This is a genomic window from Streptomyces spororaveus (assembly GCF_016755875.1).
Lineage (GTDB): Bacteria > Actinomycetota > Actinomycetes > Streptomycetales > Streptomycetaceae > Streptomyces > Streptomyces spororaveus.
Map to the genome: position 1 here is coordinate 4,375,613 of NZ_BNED01000005.1, position 14,586 is coordinate 4,390,198.

Genomic DNA, 14,586 nt, shown 5'->3' on the forward strand with positions numbered 1-14,586 from the left:
GCTGTGGGAAGACTGGAGAGACCCCTGGCCCCCGATGCCGGACCAGTCACCGCGTTCGCCCGGGAGTTGCGCAGGCTGCGGACCGCGGCCGGCAGTCCCGGCTACCGCGACATGGCCACCCGTGCCATGTTCTCCGCGTCCGTGCTCTCCGACGCGGCCGCCGGCTACCGCCTCCCGACGCTTCAGGTGGCCCTCGCCTTCGCCGAGGCCTGCGGCGGTGACCGCGCCACCTGGGAGCGCCGCTGGCACGAGGCGGCGCGCGCCGACGGAGACGACGGAGCGGCCCGCCCGGCGGTCAAAGCCGTGCAGCAGCACCAGGAGAACGAGCTGCGCGCGGCCGAGGTGCGCGCCGTGCTGCCGCCGCCCTCACAGCTGCCGATGGAGGCTCACCCCCTGGTGGGACGGCGTGAGCTGCTCCAGCGCGCCCGGGCCCTGACGGCCCCCTCGTACGGCGGACAGCGCCCCGCGGCGCCCTTGGTGATCAGCGGTCAGGTGGGTGTGGGCAAGACGGCCTTCGCCCTGCGGCTGGCCCACGAACTGGCCGTGAACCTGCCCGACGGGCAGCTCTACGCGAACCTCGACCCGGCCGCGGACGGACGCAAGGACGCCGCCGGAATCGCGGGCGGTTTCCTGGAGGCGCTCGGCATCCCCGCCGACCGGATCCCGAACGATCCCGGTCAGAGAATTGGCCTGTACCGTTCGCTCCTCAACCGGCGGCGGCTGCTCGTGGTGCTCGACGGCGTCCAGCACGAGCGCCAGATCCGGGAACTTCTCATCGCGGCGCCCGAGAGCCGCATCATCATCACCAGTCGATCGCGTCTACTGGGCCTCGACGGAATTGGCCGGATCCGGCTCCCCGCACTGGACCGCGACGAGTCGATGGAGCTGCTCGCCCAGCTGCTCGGCGGCGACCGGGTCGGTACCGAGCCGCGCGCCTGCCTGCGTCTCGCCGACGCCTGCGGGGACCTGCCGCTGGCGCTCAACCTGGCCGGCCGGCGCCTCGCGGCCCGCCCCGAGTGGATGCTCCAGGACTCCGTGTCCGAGCTGCTCGGCGATGTCCCCGGCGGACCGGGCGCACCCGGCGGACCCGGCGGGCGCGAAGGGCAGCGGGCACCCGGCCGCTTCCTGGCCCGGCTGCAGATCGGTGACGACGCGCTGAGCAACCGCCTCGACAGCGCCTACCGGCTGCTCACCCCGTGGGCCCGCCTGATGCTGCGCCAGTTCGCCGGCTCCGACAACCCGCCCTCCGTGGACAACGTGGTGTACGAGTCCGCCGACGCGCTCGCCATGCTGGTCGAGCGGTCCGCGCAGCCCGTGGAGGACCTCCTCGAACGGCTCCTCGACGCGGGGCTGCTCGACCACTCCGACCTGCCGGGGCAGTACGGGCTGACGCCGATGGCCCGGGCGTACGCGCTGACGCAGCCGGACCCCACGGAGGAGGACCCGGCCCCCGCCCCGGCCTCGCCGCGCGGCCAGGCGCACGCACCGCGGCCGAGGTAGCCCCCTAGGAAGCGGCCCGGTAGGTGAGGGTGACGTAGAGGTGCTCGTCGAGGACCTTGGCGAGCGACACCCCGGGCCGGCCGATCTCGGCGCACAGCGCGGCCTCGTCCAGGCCTCCGCCCTCCTCCAGCGCCGCACGCGCCCAGCTCCGGCCGAGCACCAGGTGACGGGCGAAGGCGGCCCCGTCCCGTACCCCGTGCAGCCGCTGCGCGATGGCCGCGTCCCACGGCATGACCGAGTCGGGCCGCAGTGCGTACAGGGCCTTGGCCGCGGCGGTCGGGCCGAGGCTGCGCCGGCCGACCGGCAGCGCCGCCAGCTCCTCGTAGGCGGCGGCGAACCGGGAGATCTCCCGCGGGGTGAGCCGGGCCAGCGGGGCGTGCGCCAGGGCGTGCCGCTCCCACCAGGCCGCCAGTCCCGCGTCCAGGGTGTCGGGCTCGCCCTCGCGCGGGTAACGGATGCGGCAGCCCCAGGAGTTCAGCCAGCGGTGCAGGGCCGTGCGGTGGGCTGCGAGCGAGAGGTCGAGGGCGCCGCCGGTCTCCTCGCGCAGCGCCCACCAGCTCCGGTCCACGCCCGCGAAGCCGTTGAACACCTCGGCCGAGGCGCGCAGTTCGGCCAGGGACGGCGCGGGCGGCGGCGCGGCCGGCGGATCCAGATGGGCGCGGGCGACCTTGGCGGGCACCACCATCCGCCACGCCTCGGTGACCAGCTCCGTCAGCTCGTCCGTCTCCAGGGCCGCCAGGCGGGCCTCCACCCAGTGGAAACGCAGATCGGATGCGCGGGGCAGGAAGAACTTCTCCGGCTCGGCGGCGACGAGCGCCGCCCGCTCCTCCTTGGGGAAGGCGAAGCCCAGTTCGCTCTCGTCCCGGGACAGGGCGAGATAGACGATCCTGCCGATCCGGAACTTCACCCGGTCCCGGATCAGGTGCTCCTCGGTCCTCGGCAGGCTCAGCGCGAGCCGCCGTACGTCGTCCACCGTTGCCACTGCCCGCTCCCTGCGCTTCCGGCCGCCGCTCACAGACCCGCGAGCTGCGGGGTGTGGACGTCCAGCGGTGGCCCGTCGAGGGCACCGAGGCCGATCAGCGACGGAGTCCTGCCGATCAGCCGGTCGGCCAGCGACCGCGCGATGAGCGGCGCGAACTTGAAGGATGTGCCACCGCAGGCCGCGTACGCGAATCCCGCGCCGCCGAGGGCGACCAGCAGTGGGCCGCCGGTCGGCGCGAACGCCGAGTAGTAGGCGTCCTTGGCCGCGGTCACCCAGGCCGGGCCGAAGCCGGGGAGGATGTCCCCGAACTCCTTCTCCAGCTTGCGCTGCCAGTACGGGTCGGTCGCGTAGTCGGTGATCGCGTCCGCCACCCGGCAGGCGGTGGCCGAGGTGAGTTTGAGCGCCGTGCCCGCCACCGGCGGGATCAGCCACGCTCCGCCCGCGGTGCCGAGGGCCGGTACGGCCGGGGTGGCCGCCCACGCCTGCGACTGGTGCCGGGGCACCCGGCAGTAGAGGAGGGACTGGCGGTACAGGGTCAGCCGCTCGGAGACGCTTCGCGGCAGCAGGTCCCGCGACCAGGGCCCGACGGCCACCAGGACCGCGTCGCTGCGCAGTACCCGTCCGTCCACCAGCCGTACGCTGCCGCTCTCGCCGTCGACGGCGGTCACGGCCCGGTGCTCGATCAGCTCGATGCCCCGCTGCCACTTCAGCCAGCCGACACAGGCGGCGAGGACCCGTTCGGCGAGCAGTACGCCCGCCTCGTCCTCCAGTACCGCGCCGAGGCCGCCGCCCACGTGCAGGTGCGGATAGCGGTCGGCCAGGCCGGCCGCCGTCAGTTCCCTGGCGTGGCCGCCGGCGTCGGCGAGCATCGCCGCCGCGTCGGCCGCGGCCGCGGGCGGCAGGACGGTGAGGGAGCCGACCTGCTCGTAGAACCGCGTCAGGAACAGCTCTTCCAGTTCGACCCAGCGGCGGTGCGCGCGCAGCGCGGCCGCCGTGGCCGGCGGGTCCGCCGGATGCAGGGCCCGCAGGATCCGGTGCTGGTCGAAAGAGGTGGCTCTGCTGTGCGGGATGGGGCCTTGGTCCACCACCGTGACCTTGTGTCCGTCGAGCACGCACTCGACCGCCGTGAGCAGGGCGATCACTCCGCCGCCCACGACCGTCACCCTTGTCGACATCACACACCTCCCTTCAGTTCTCGTTGAGCCGGCGGGGTCAGCCGGCGAGGACGATCGTGGTCAGTGCGGCCGCTTTGGCGAGGGACTCCTCGCAGCCCGGGAAGGACTCGCCGGCGCAGATCAGGTTGGCGTAGCGGCTGAGGTAGCCCTCGGGCGGCAGCAGCAGCGTCGCCCCGGGCGCGACCATCACGTTGGTCTCCAGCAGGCCCGGTACGTCCGCGGGGGCGGGTACGTCGACCGAGCGGACCGTGCCGTTCTCCGGCGGGTACAGGAAGCGGATCCCCACGGTGCGGGACTCGGCCGGGGTCCACTCGGGGCGGACGCCCGCCGCCAGGTCCGCGGCGATCTCCCCGGGCTGCACGCCGGTGGCGAGGCTGCCGAGGTAGGGGATGAGGTCGCCGCCGAGGCGGGCGTTCACCTCGATGATCACCGGGCCGCGGCCGGTCAGCTTCACCTCGGTGTGCGTGATCCCGTAGCCGATGCCCAGTTCGCGGTGGGCGTCCCGCAGGACGCCCAGCAGTTCCTCGTCGGCGAGGAGCGGGTCGGTGGCGCTGACCACGTGGCCGGTCTCCTCGAAGTAGGGCGCGAGGCCCACTTCCTTGTGCGCGAGGAAGAGCGGGGTCCAGGCGCCGTCGAAGACCGCCCCGTCGATGCTGATCTCGGGGCCCATGACGCACTCCTCGACCAGCACCCCGCCCTCGTAGTCGCTGTTGCCGCCGCGGCCGGCGGCGTCGGCGACCTCGAAGGCCTCGCGGATGCCCTCCGGGCCGTCGACCCGGATGACACCGATGCTCGCGCCCATGCCGCGGGGCTTGAGGACGACCGGGTAGCCGAAGGAGTCGGCGGTGGCGAGGGCCGTCCCGGCGTCGGTCACGTAGGCGAAGCGCGGCTGGGGCAGTCCGGCGGCGGTCAGCAGCTGCCGGGTGTTGTGCTTGTTGCGGCAGTTGTCGGCGCCACGTGAGGTGAGCCCGGGCAGTCCGAGCCGCTCGGCGATGAGGGCGGTGGTCACCACGAGCGTCTCGTCGTAGCTGAACACGCCCACCACGCGGTGCTCGGCGGCCACCGCCTCGGCGGCCTTGATCAGGCCCTCCGTGTCGGGGACCAGGCGGGCGCGGTCGAGCAGTTCCACCGTGGTGGAACCGAGTACGTACTCCTGCTGCCAGGTCGGCTCGGCGGCGTCCAGGATCCAGATCGGGCGGCGCCGGGCGGCGCCGGCGAGCAGGTACTCGCGGTAGGCGCGCTGTCCGCTGCCGACCAGGATCACCACGCCGTCATCGGTCGGGTTGGAGTCGTCGGTCATCGTCGTCACCTCGCGGAGTGGGTCAGGACCCGGTCGCCGGCCGTCGCGATCGCCGCGAGCTGCGGCTGGGCGAGGGCCAGGTAGTCGGGGGTGGAAAGGGCCACGGAACGGTCCAGGCGGGCCGCGTTGAAGTAGATCTCTTCGGTGAGGATCAGGCCCTCGTCGACGACGAGGTGCAGATCGGGGTGGAAGCTGAGCGGCATCACCGTGCCGCAGACGCTGCCGGCCAGGCGCTCGGCGATCTCGGGCGTGGCGAAGGCCGTCCGCCCGCCGCCGAACAGGGCGCCGACCGCCTCCAGGTCGACCTGCCGGTCGCCGGGAACCACCGCGAGCACGTACTTGCCGACCCGCTTGGTGATGCTCACGCGGACGACGATGCACTTGGCGGCCTGCTCCAGCGGGTGGCCGCGCAGGACGCTCGCCAGGTCGGTCCGGCCCTCGGCCGGGTGGTCGATCAGCCGGTAGCGGGCCCGGCTGCTGTCGAGGAGGCCGATCAGGCGCTGGTACATCAGAGCACCTCGCCGACGTAGTGCCAGTCCTCGGGGTTGATCAGTCCGAAGGGGTTGATCGGAGTCACGCCCTTCAGGTTTTCGGCCACTTCCAGCAGGCGGAAGGGGAAGTTGGGCATCCAGATGACCGGGACCTGCTGCGCGATGTAGTCCTGGTAGGCGTACAGGTCCGCCAGGTCGTCGCTGACCACGGTGCGGGCGATCAGCTCGTCCGCCTTCGGGTCGCTGTAGCTGCCGAAGTTCACCGACGAGCCGGTCGAGTAGAGCGCCTCGCCGGTCGGGTAGAAGCCGGGGCCGTAACCCCAGCCGCCGTTCCAGTCGCTGAACTCCCACAGGCAGGGGCTGTCGGGGCCCGGGGTGCAGGTGGTGTCCTCCAGGACCAGGACGCTCGCCTCGACCTCGGTCAGCACGATCTCGATGCCGGCCTTCGCGGCGTCGGCGGCGAACTTGCGCATGACCGCGGTCAGGGTCTCGTGGCCCTGGGCGTAGCGCATCGAGAACCGCAGCGGGGTGCCGGCCGGGATGCCCTCGCCCGCCTCTCCGGGGCCGGTGCCCTCGCGGACGCAAGTGCCCGGGGTGGTGCTGGTGTCCCAGCCGTTCTCGGTCAGGAAGGCGCGGGCCGCCCCGACGTCGAAGGGGTACGGGTCCCCGTGCGCGGCGGGAGAGAGCAGCGGGCTGTCCGGCAGGGCCGGGATGGGCCCGGTGGTCGGGTAGCCGTAGCCCTTGTAGACGTCGCGGATGGCGCCGCGGGAGTCGAGGCAGGACTGCAGGGCCTGGCGGAAGTAGAGCTGCTTGAAGATCTTTCCGGAGACGGTGGGGTTGTTGAAGTTGATCGGGAAGTAATGGATCTTGTAAGTGAGCTGGGGGACGAGGTCGTAGTGCTCGCCGAGCGGGTTGGGCCCGCCGGCCAGCGGGTCCTCGGCCGGCTCGGTGACCTCGTCGAAGGGCAGGAAGCCGATCTGCACGCCGTCCAGGGCCTTGGGGCCGCGGCGGAGCATTTCGTACTGCTCGGTGTCCGAGCCCGTGGGCACCAGCCGGAACTCGTCCAGGTAGGGCTTGTCGGTGCCGCTGTAGCTCTCGTTCGGCACGAGGACGGCGTCGCCCGACACCCCGTCGATGGTGTAACTGCTGAGCTTCCAGGGGCCGTTGACCACACTCCAGACGGGGCTGGTGTCCCAGCTCTTGCGCTCGTCGTTGCAGGCCCGCAGGTAGGCGTAGACCGCGGAGGCCTGCGCCGGGTCGTGGGTGGCGTCGGCCGGCCGGTCGTCGGCGGTGCGGTCCCAGGCCTTCGGCAGCGGGGTGATGGTGCTGAACTGGTTCATCAGCACCCAGTTGTGCGAGTAGGCGCGGTCGAAGGTGAAGCTGACCCGGTCCTCGGCGACCTTCTCGTAGCCGGTGAGGTTGTCCGGGAAGAAGCCCGGCGTGTACCCGCCGAAGCTGTCCTTCTCGGCCTCCAGGAGGTGCATCCACAGCATCACGTTGTCGGCGTTGACGCTCTCGCCGTTCGACCACTGGTAGGGCTTGACCGTGATCGTCGCGGTGCGGCCGTCCTCGCTCCACACCGGGGGCTCGGCGAGGCTGCGCTCGTAGTCGACGGTCGGCTGGCCGCCGGTGCCGTACCAGTACAGCGGGCGGTACATCAGGGTCTGGAACTCGTGCAGGTTGGCCACCCCGTAGTACTCGCCCGGGGTGAAGGGGAAGATGAAGACCGGGCTGAAGCCGCTGGTGCAGGCCCAGGTCACGCTGCCCCCGCGGAGCGGGGTGGTGGGCGGGGTCATCTCGGTACCTCCTCCAGTGCGGATTCACCGCTGTCCGCGTGGGCTCCGTAGCGCTCCCAGCGCTCGTTGAGCCGGATCCGTCCGTCGTTCAGGAACTCGGGGGTGCTCCAGCACCGCCCGGCGACCACCTCGCCGTCCGCGAGGACCATCGTGTAGGCGAACTCCAGGTTCCCGTCGGGCTCCACGCGCCCGTTCAGCGAGCCCCGGCGGACGGGCCCCCCGTCGAAGTCGGCCCAGAGCAGGTCGCCTTCCTGGCGGTAGTGGCCGACGGGGGCGTCCTCGTCCGCCGGGTAACCGGTGTTGCGGAAACTTCTGCCGTCGTAATCGATCACGGGCGTCGTATCTCCTGGGTGATGCACTTGACCGCGCCGCCGGCCTTCAGCAGTTCCGACATGTCCACGCCGTGCGGCTCGAAGCCGCGCTCGCGCAGCTCGTCGATCAGGTGCGTGGCGGTCTCCGTCACCACGACGTTCAGGCCGTCGCTCACCGCGTTCAGTCCGAAGGCGTCGGCGTCCTCGCGGGTGGCGATGATCGCGTCCGGGTACAGCCGGCGCAGCTCCTCCCGGCTCTCCTCGGAGAAGGCGGCGGGGTAGTACGCCACCAGGTCGTCGTCGAGGACGAACAGGGCGGTGTCGAGGTGGTAGAAGCGGGGGTCGGTCAGGGTCAGACCGACCACGGGCAGGCCGAAGAACGCACGGAGCTCCTCGAACGCGCCCGGGTCGCTGCGGAATCCCGCACCGGCCAGGATCCGCCGGCCGGCCGGGGCGAAGTCGCCCTCGCCCTCGTTGACGTACTCCGGGACGCGGAGGCCGGTGTACCCGCGCTCCTCGAACCAGGCCCGGTAGGCGTCGGCCTCGGCCGCGCGCTCCTCGTGGCGGAACCTGGCGATCAGCACCTTGCCGTCGACCACGGTGGCGCCGTTGGCGGAGAACACCATGTCCGGCAGGCCCGGGACCGGGTCGATGAAGGAGACCTCGTGTCCGAACCCGAGGTAGAGGTCGCGGACCCGCTCCCACTGGGCCAGCGCCAGCTCGGCGTCCATCGGCTTCCCGGGGTCCATCCACGGGTTGATCGCGTAGGTCACCTCGAAGTGGGTCGGCCGGCACATCAGGTAGTGCCGCTTGGTGGCCGTGCGCCGCGGGGCCTCAGCCATGCTCCGGCCTCATCTCGGTACGGATGCGGCCGGCCGCGACGTGCGCGGTGGTCAGCGCCTCCGTCAGGGAGGTGCCGGTGGCGCCGATGAAACCGAGGATGTTGTTGCCCGCCGGCGGGCGCTTGATGACGGTGCCCGCCGTGGCCGTGATCTTGAGGAAGAACAGGTCGGGGTCCTCGGCGACCTCGGCCGGCACCTCGATGGACTCGACCGTGCCCGCCCCGCTGATCAGGCACATCCCGGCCGTGTGCACGCCGGTCGGCGCGTAGTGCGAGACGTCCGGCCGGATGCCGCGCGCCACGTCCGACACGCACCGGATGGGGTCGTGGCCGGCGCTGATGCGCGCCATGTGGTCGAGACCGCCGCCGCCGGGCCGGATCGCGATCTCCAGGATGAAGGGCGCGCCCTGGTGGAACCTCACCTCGGCGTGCAGCACGGACCGGCGCAGTCCCTGGGCGTGGGCCGCGTCCCGGACCACCTCGTGGACCGCGGCGACCTGCTCGGGGGTCAGGGAGCTCGGCGCGTGGTGGACGTCGTCGTCGAAGGTGCCGCTCTCGACGGTGATCCGGTCCACGATGGAGCCGAGGTACACCTCGTCGTCCCAGGCCAGCGCCTCGATGAGGTGCTCGTGGCCGTCAAGGTAGCCCTCGACGATGATCCCGTTGGGGCCGAGGTCCAGTCCGTCGGCCTCCATCAGGGCCCAGGTCATGGTCTCGATGCCCGAGGTGGCGTCCGCGAAGCGGGCCCGCATCTCCTCGGGGTCGTCGACCTTGAACACGAAGTTGCTGGCGGCGCCCAGGGTCGGCTTGAGGATCAGCGGGTAGCCGAGCTCCGCACCGGCCGCCAGGGCGGCCTCGACGTCGGGGGCGTACCGGAAGCCGGGGTGCGCCGCGCCGCCGCGCTCGTGGGCCTGGCGCATCAGCAGCTTGTTACGGCTGGTCCGGGCGGCTTCGAAGCCGATGCTCGGCAGGCCGAGCGCCTCGGCGACGACCGCCACCGTGACGACCCCGGACTCCGAGAAGGTCAGGACCCCCTCGAACTCCTCCTCCGCGTGCCAGACCTTGGCGGCGGTGACGATGTCCTCGATCTGCTGGGAGCCGGCGATCCGGTAGCGCTCGGCGTCCCAGAAGTCCTCGGTGCCTATGCCGTTGAGGACGTGGACCTCGGCCCCGAGGGCCTCGATCTGCCGGTAGCGGGAGATGTAGTAGGTGGCGTTCTGGCTGGCCTCGATGGCGAGCAGCTTCATCGGTGCCTCTCCCCTCAGACCTTGGCCGGGACAGGCTCGGCGGCTTCGGTGACCTCGGCGGCCGGCTCGGACACGATCTCGGCGGCGGCGGACTCGGCGGCGGCGACCTCACGGTCGTGCTTGCGGAGCGAGACGACGGTGAGGGTGGCGATGACGACGACCAGGGCGGAGAGGGCGTAGAAGCCGTTCTTCACGTTGGTGGAGTCGACCAGCAGCGAGATCAGGACGACGGCGGTGGTGCCGGCCGCGAGTCCGAAGGCGTTGGTGGCGCCGAAGACGAAGCCCGTCTTCTCCTCGGGGGCCGCGCTCATCAGGGCGGTGCGGGCCGAGATGCGGGCCACGCAGAAGGCGATGGCGGCGAAGGGGATGACGGCCATCATCGCGTAGAGGTGGACGGACTCCAGGGACAGGAGCACCGCGAAGGCGAGGTAGCCGATCAGGGCCGTCTTCAGCACGGTGGCCTTGGAGCTGATCTTCTTGAAGGCCCAGGCCGCGAAGAGCGCACCGATGCCGAACAGGGCGTCGACGATGCCGAGGTAGCCGGCGTTGGACTTGAAGCCCTCGATGACCAGGACCAGCATGATGCTGTTGCCGACGATGATGACGATGTTGCCGATGATGTAGAGCAGCGCGAGCCGGGCGAGCGGCGGGCGGGAACCGGACGCGGCGACCGTCGCGGCGGCCTTGGCCGCGGCCTCCGGGGCGCTGGTGCCCTGGCCGGCCGGGCGGCGGCCGATGAAGAACAGCAGGGCGGCGGAGAGCAGGAACGTGATCGCGTTGAAGTAGAAGAGCGACGTGGTGCCGACCCAGACGATCACCCAGCCGCCGAGGGCCGCCGAGGCGAGCGTGCCGCCCTGGATGGCGATCTCGGCGTTGCCGTTGAACTGGGCGAGCCGGGACTCCGGGATGCGCTCCTTGATCAGGGCGTTGCTGGCCGGGAAGAAGAGGGCCGCGGAGATCGACAGGACGAAGCTGGCCACGTAGCTGACGGTCGAGGGGTTGCCTCCGAGGGCCAGCCAGACCGGCAGGCCGATCGCGGCGGCCGCGCTGGCCAGGTCGGACACCATCGCCAGGGTGCGGCGGTCGAAGCGGTCGGCGAGCTTGCCGAAGAACAGGGACAGCGCCACCTGCGGGATGGTGACGGCGATCATCAGCCAGCTGACCGCGAGCATGGTGTTGGCCTCGGTGAAGACCAGGTACGAGGCGGCGGTGAGCTGGATGCCGTTGCCCAGGTTGGTGATGAAGGTCGCGGGGATGAGCAGTCGTTCTGCCCGATTGGGACGGGGCGGGGCGATCGTGGACACAGTGCTCCTCGGAGGTCAGGCTCGGATGTCGGCCGGCTCGGCCACGGGCGCGAACGCCCCGACCACGGTGGACAGGAGGGGGAGTCGCAGCGGGGCGACGGGGTCGGCGGGGAAGGCGCCGGCCGGCAGGCTCAGATCGGCGCCGGCCCGCTCGGCCCGGGCCGCGAGGTCCACGAGCAGCGGAGCCGCGCACGCGGTCAGCGTCCGCACGGCGAGGACCAGGTCGCCCAGGTCGGCCGGGGCGTCCGCCGCCACCCGGTCCGCCTGCTTCAGCAAGCGGTCGAGGTGCACGACGATCAGGTCCGCGGCCCGGTGCAGGCTGAAGCTCTCCAGCTCGTAGTGGGAGCGGAACCGCTCGACGACGATCCCCGCTTCCCGGGCACCGGTGTCGGAGACGGGCAGCAGCGCGCCGGCCGGAGTCGTGGCGAGCAGCTCCTGGAGCCGGCCCGCGAGGTGGTTCCACGGATCGACCAGCCGGGAGCTCGACAGGCTGTCGAGCGCCTCACGGCTGAAGTTCGTACGGGAGTGCTCCGGCGCGGTGAGCGCCAGGTAGAAGCGCACCAGGTCGCGCGGTACCTCGGCCACCAGATCGGCGGCCCACACCACGTGGCCTTTGCTTGTGGAGAACTTCTGGTTCTCCAGTTCGTAGAACTCGTTCGACACGATGGCGTGCGGCTCGACGTACCGGTCGCCGTGCGCCATCAGCAGGGCCAGGTGCGTCATGCCCCAGAAGTAGACGTTGTCGAAGCCGAGGAAGTACACGAGGTCGATGCCGTGCTCGGACAGCCAGTGCTCGTCGAAGCGGTCGGCGTGCTCGCCGAGCTGCTCGGCCGCGTACCAGGTGCAGTACATCGAGGCGGCCATGCCCTCGGCCCAGGCGTTGAGGACCTGGCCCGGGGTCTCGGTGAACGGCGCCGGGATGCCCCACGCGGTGGGGTAGGTGATCGGGAAGTCCGGCAGCGGCCGGTCCAGCGCCTCCCGGACCAGCTGCGCGGTGTGCGGGCGCAGCACGTCGCGGTGCCGGACGTAGTAGTCGGCGAGGCGGTCCCGGTACTCCTCCATCGGCAGGACGAGGATCTGCGCCTCGCGGTGGGTGACCACGGCGTCCGGATCGACGGTGGAGCGGGGGCGCAGCAGCTCGTCGAAGTTGTTGGGGTGGCCGCAGGACTCGCAGAGTCCGCCGCGGCTCTCCACGAGGCACACCGGGCAGTCGCCGGCGACCAGGCCCTCCATCAGGTACTCGCCGGTGGCCTCGACGTACGGCAGCAGCACCGTCCTGAGCCGGAAGGCCCCCTCGCTGTGGAGGTCGGTGACGAAGTCGATGACGGTCTGGCGGTAGCCCTTGTCGAAGGGGGCGAAGCCGTCGACGGAGACGCCGGCCGCCTCCAGGGTGGCGCGGATCTGCGTGGCGGAGCGCAGGGCCAGTTCCTCCGGGGTCAGACCGGCCCGGGCGGCGCTGGCCACCACGTAGGTCTGGCTGTCGTCGGTGCCGCTGGTGAAGATCACCGGCCGGTCCGAGGCCCGCAGGTAGCGCGCGTACACGTCGCCCGCCAGGTACGGGCCCGCCAGGTGGCCGGTGTGCAGGTCCCCGTTCGGGGTCGGCGGCGGCGCGATGATGACCGTACGGCGTGTCATGCCTGGGCTCCTTCGTGGCGGGCTGCGAACCGCTGCGTCATGTCGAGGTCCCACCAGACGCTGTACATCTCGAAGTCCTCGTCAGACTCGTTGATCACCCGGTGGTCGATGCCCGGGGTGAAGTGCACGATGTCCCCGGTCGTGAAGGGCTTGCGGACGCCCTGCGACTCCAGGACGGCGGAGCCGGCGACGGCGATGAAGATCTCGTACTCGTGGTGGGCGTGGGCCGTCGATGCGGTGCCGGGCCGGATCACGCACCAGGACCCCTCGAAGGGGGCGTTGAGCTCGGGCCAGGGCAGCAGCCGCTGCGCGTCGAGCCCGTTCTCGTGCGTCAGTCCTTCACGGTCGAGTGGCTGGGTGAGCATGTGCTTCGGTCTCTCCTCGTCGGACGGGTACGGCTCGTGAGGGGTGCGCGGGTCTCAGACCGCGCCGGCGAAGGCGAACTCCCGCGGGGCCGGGACCTCCGCGGAGCGGGCCAGGCGGTGCGCCAGGATGTCCTGGGTGATCTCGGCGGAGCGGCCCGCGAGCACGCTGAGCAGCGAGTCGGCGATGCCGTGGGTGGCCTCGTTGACGCCCTGCAGGTAGCAGGCGGCGGTCGCCGGGCGGCCCAGGTCGAGCCGGTAGTGACGGCTCACGTTGATCTCGTCGAGACCGATCGACTGCGCGAGGGCCTTGACCGCCCACGGCATCTCGCGGACGAAGCCGGTGCCCAGGAGCACCAGGTCCGTGCGCATCTCCCGCTCGGCTCCCGACTTGCGGTCGACGAGGGTCAGGACCACCTCGTCGCCGTCCATGCGGGCGCCGGTCACGTCCGTCATGGGGTGCAGTGCCAGGCGCTCCTGGCCGGAGCGGCGGTCCTGGTAGAACTGCCGGTACAGGCCGTCCAGGGTGGCGGGGGAGAGACCGCCGTAGTTGGAGCGGTACATCTCGCCGAGGAGCTGCCGGCGGGCCTCGGGCGAGGAGTCGTAGAACTCGTCGATGAAGGACGTGTAGTAGAGCTCGTTGGTGAACTTGCTGCTCTCGTAGCCGTTCAGACCGATGGAACGCATGATCATCGTCGGCTTGCACTCGGGCAGGTCCCGCAACGCGGCGCCGAACAGCTCGGCCGCGCTCTGCGCGCCGCCGATCACCGCGACGCGGTGCGGCAGGTCGGCCCGGACGTCGGCGATGCGCTGCGTGTACTGGGTGCTGTGGATGACGCGCTCGGCCGGCAGACCGTCGAACACGGCGGGGACGTGGGCGTCACGGCCCGCGCCGATCACGAGGTAGCGGCAGCCGATGGTGTCGCCGTCGGCCAGGGTGACCAGCCAGCCGTCCAGCTCTCCGCCGTCGCCCGTCACCGCCTCGACGCCGGCGCATTCGCGGCCGTATTCGACCTGCACCGTCTCCAGTTCATCGGCGACCCACTGCAGGTATTCGGATATCTCGCTGCGGTAGGGGACGAAACTCGCGAGGTTGACGAAAGCGTCGAGGCGTTTCTGGGCGTGCAGGAAATTGACGAAGGAGAATCTGCTGGTCGGATTGCGCATGGTGACCAGGTCCTTGAGGAAGGACACCTGGCTGAGCGCGTCGGGCAGCAGCATGCCCCGCTGCCACACGATGTCCTGCTCGCGCTCGATCAGCAGGGTGTCACCGGCCAGCTCGGGTGCGAGCTCCTCGACGGCGACCGCCAGCGCCAGGTTCGCCGGGCCTGCACCGACCGCGAGCAGTTCGACATTGCGATGCGCCATGGAAGTACCTCCAGATGGAACAGGTGGACAGGTTCGTACGGTCAGGCAGGACGGTTCGCGTCCTTGCATTGCCTCCCGGGTGATGTCCACATCCCACGGCGCCGCCCGATTGCCCGGAAGGAATCTCGGCCACGGACAATCAACTCGGCGGCGGCCCTCGCGGGCGCGTTGATTGGCCGGTGTCAGCGATTACTTCCGGTCAATGCGGGGCCCCGATTCCATGGGGTCACGTGATCAGTTGCGTCACACGCATCCGGCTGGCCGAACCATCCCT

Annotated in this window: 13 protein-coding genes; 1 reads left to right on the plus strand and 12 read right to left on the minus strand. The window is 71.4% G+C overall.

The genetic code is table 11. From position 1 onward, the window contains the following. Nucleotides 1–3: 3 nt before the first annotated feature. Nucleotides 4–1,500 (plus strand): NB-ARC domain-containing protein, encoded by a 1,497-nt coding sequence (locus tag Sspor_RS22040; protein ID WP_202200678.1) that lies wholly within the window; start codon nt 4–6, stop codon nt 1,498–1,500. Between the two features lie 4 nt (nt 1,501–1,504). On the opposite strand, the gene Sspor_RS22045 is transcribed toward Sspor_RS22040, so the two are convergent. Genes Sspor_RS22045 through Sspor_RS22100 form a run of 12 tightly spaced genes read right to left on the minus strand, consistent with a single transcriptional unit; the run spans nt 1,505 to nt 14,312 of the window. Continuing rightward, nucleotides 1,505–2,482: an MmcQ/YjbR family DNA-binding protein gene (locus Sspor_RS22045; protein ID WP_202200679.1), complete on the minus strand. Its 978-nt coding sequence runs from the start codon at nt 2,480–2,482 to the stop codon at nt 1,505–1,507. Between the two features lie 29 nt (nt 2,483–2,511). After that, complete coding sequence (locus Sspor_RS22050; protein ID WP_202200680.1) at nt 2,512–3,657, minus strand: NAD(P)/FAD-dependent oxidoreductase; 1,146 nt, start codon at nt 3,655–3,657, stop codon at nt 2,512–2,514. A gap of 37 nt (nt 3,658–3,694) precedes the next feature. Continuing rightward, entirely contained in the window at nt 3,695–4,957 is a 1,263-nt protein-coding gene (locus Sspor_RS22055; RefSeq protein ID WP_202200681.1) for an ATP-grasp domain-containing protein, read from the minus strand. 5 nt (nt 4,958–4,962) lie between these two features. Further along, the gene (locus Sspor_RS22060; protein WP_202200682.1) at nt 4,963–5,466 is read right to left on the minus strand and encodes a YbaK/EbsC family protein; all 504 of its coding nucleotides are present in this window, start codon (nt 5,464–5,466) and stop codon (nt 4,963–4,965) included. Continuing rightward, nucleotides 5,466–7,244 carry an ABC transporter substrate-binding protein gene (locus Sspor_RS22065; protein WP_202200683.1) on the minus strand — a complete coding sequence of 593 codons (1,779 nt, stop codon included), beginning with the start codon at nt 7,242–7,244 and terminating at the stop codon, nt 5,466–5,468. Before Sspor_RS22065 ends, Sspor_RS22060 begins: the two co-directional genes overlap by 1 nt. After that, nucleotides 7,241–7,576, minus strand: a complete 336-nt coding sequence (locus tag Sspor_RS22070; protein ID WP_202200684.1) for an avidin-fold protein — start codon at nt 7,574–7,576, stop codon at nt 7,241–7,243. The genes Sspor_RS22065 and Sspor_RS22070 overlap by 4 nt, the downstream gene beginning before the upstream one ends. Continuing rightward, the gene (ddaH, locus tag Sspor_RS22075) at nt 7,573–8,397 is read right to left on the minus strand and encodes a dimethylargininase (RefSeq protein WP_202200685.1); all 825 of its coding nucleotides are present in this window, start codon (nt 8,395–8,397) and stop codon (nt 7,573–7,575) included. Before ddaH ends, Sspor_RS22070 begins: the two co-directional genes overlap by 4 nt. Continuing rightward, complete coding sequence (locus Sspor_RS22080) at nt 8,390–9,643, minus strand: ATP-grasp domain-containing protein (RefSeq protein WP_202200686.1); 1,254 nt, start codon at nt 9,641–9,643, stop codon at nt 8,390–8,392. The genes ddaH and Sspor_RS22080 overlap by 8 nt, the downstream gene beginning before the upstream one ends. Before the next feature lie 14 nt (nt 9,644–9,657). Then, nucleotides 9,658–10,947, minus strand: a complete 1,290-nt coding sequence (locus tag Sspor_RS22085) for an MFS transporter (RefSeq protein ID WP_202200687.1) — start codon at nt 10,945–10,947, stop codon at nt 9,658–9,660. 15 nt (nt 10,948–10,962) lie between these two features. Further along, nucleotides 10,963–12,582: a class I tRNA ligase family protein gene (locus tag Sspor_RS22090; RefSeq protein ID WP_202200688.1), complete on the minus strand. Its 1,620-nt coding sequence runs from the start codon at nt 12,580–12,582 to the stop codon at nt 10,963–10,965. Continuing rightward, nucleotides 12,579–12,947, minus strand: coding sequence for a cupin domain-containing protein (locus tag Sspor_RS22095; RefSeq protein ID WP_202200689.1), 369 nt, complete (start codon nt 12,945–12,947; stop codon nt 12,579–12,581). Before Sspor_RS22095 ends, Sspor_RS22090 begins: the two co-directional genes overlap by 4 nt. 54 nt (nt 12,948–13,001) lie before the next feature. Then, nucleotides 13,002–14,312: a lysine N(6)-hydroxylase/L-ornithine N(5)-oxygenase family protein gene (locus Sspor_RS22100; RefSeq protein WP_202200690.1), complete on the minus strand. Its 1,311-nt coding sequence runs from the start codon at nt 14,310–14,312 to the stop codon at nt 13,002–13,004. Nucleotides 14,313–14,586: the final 274 nt, after the last annotated feature.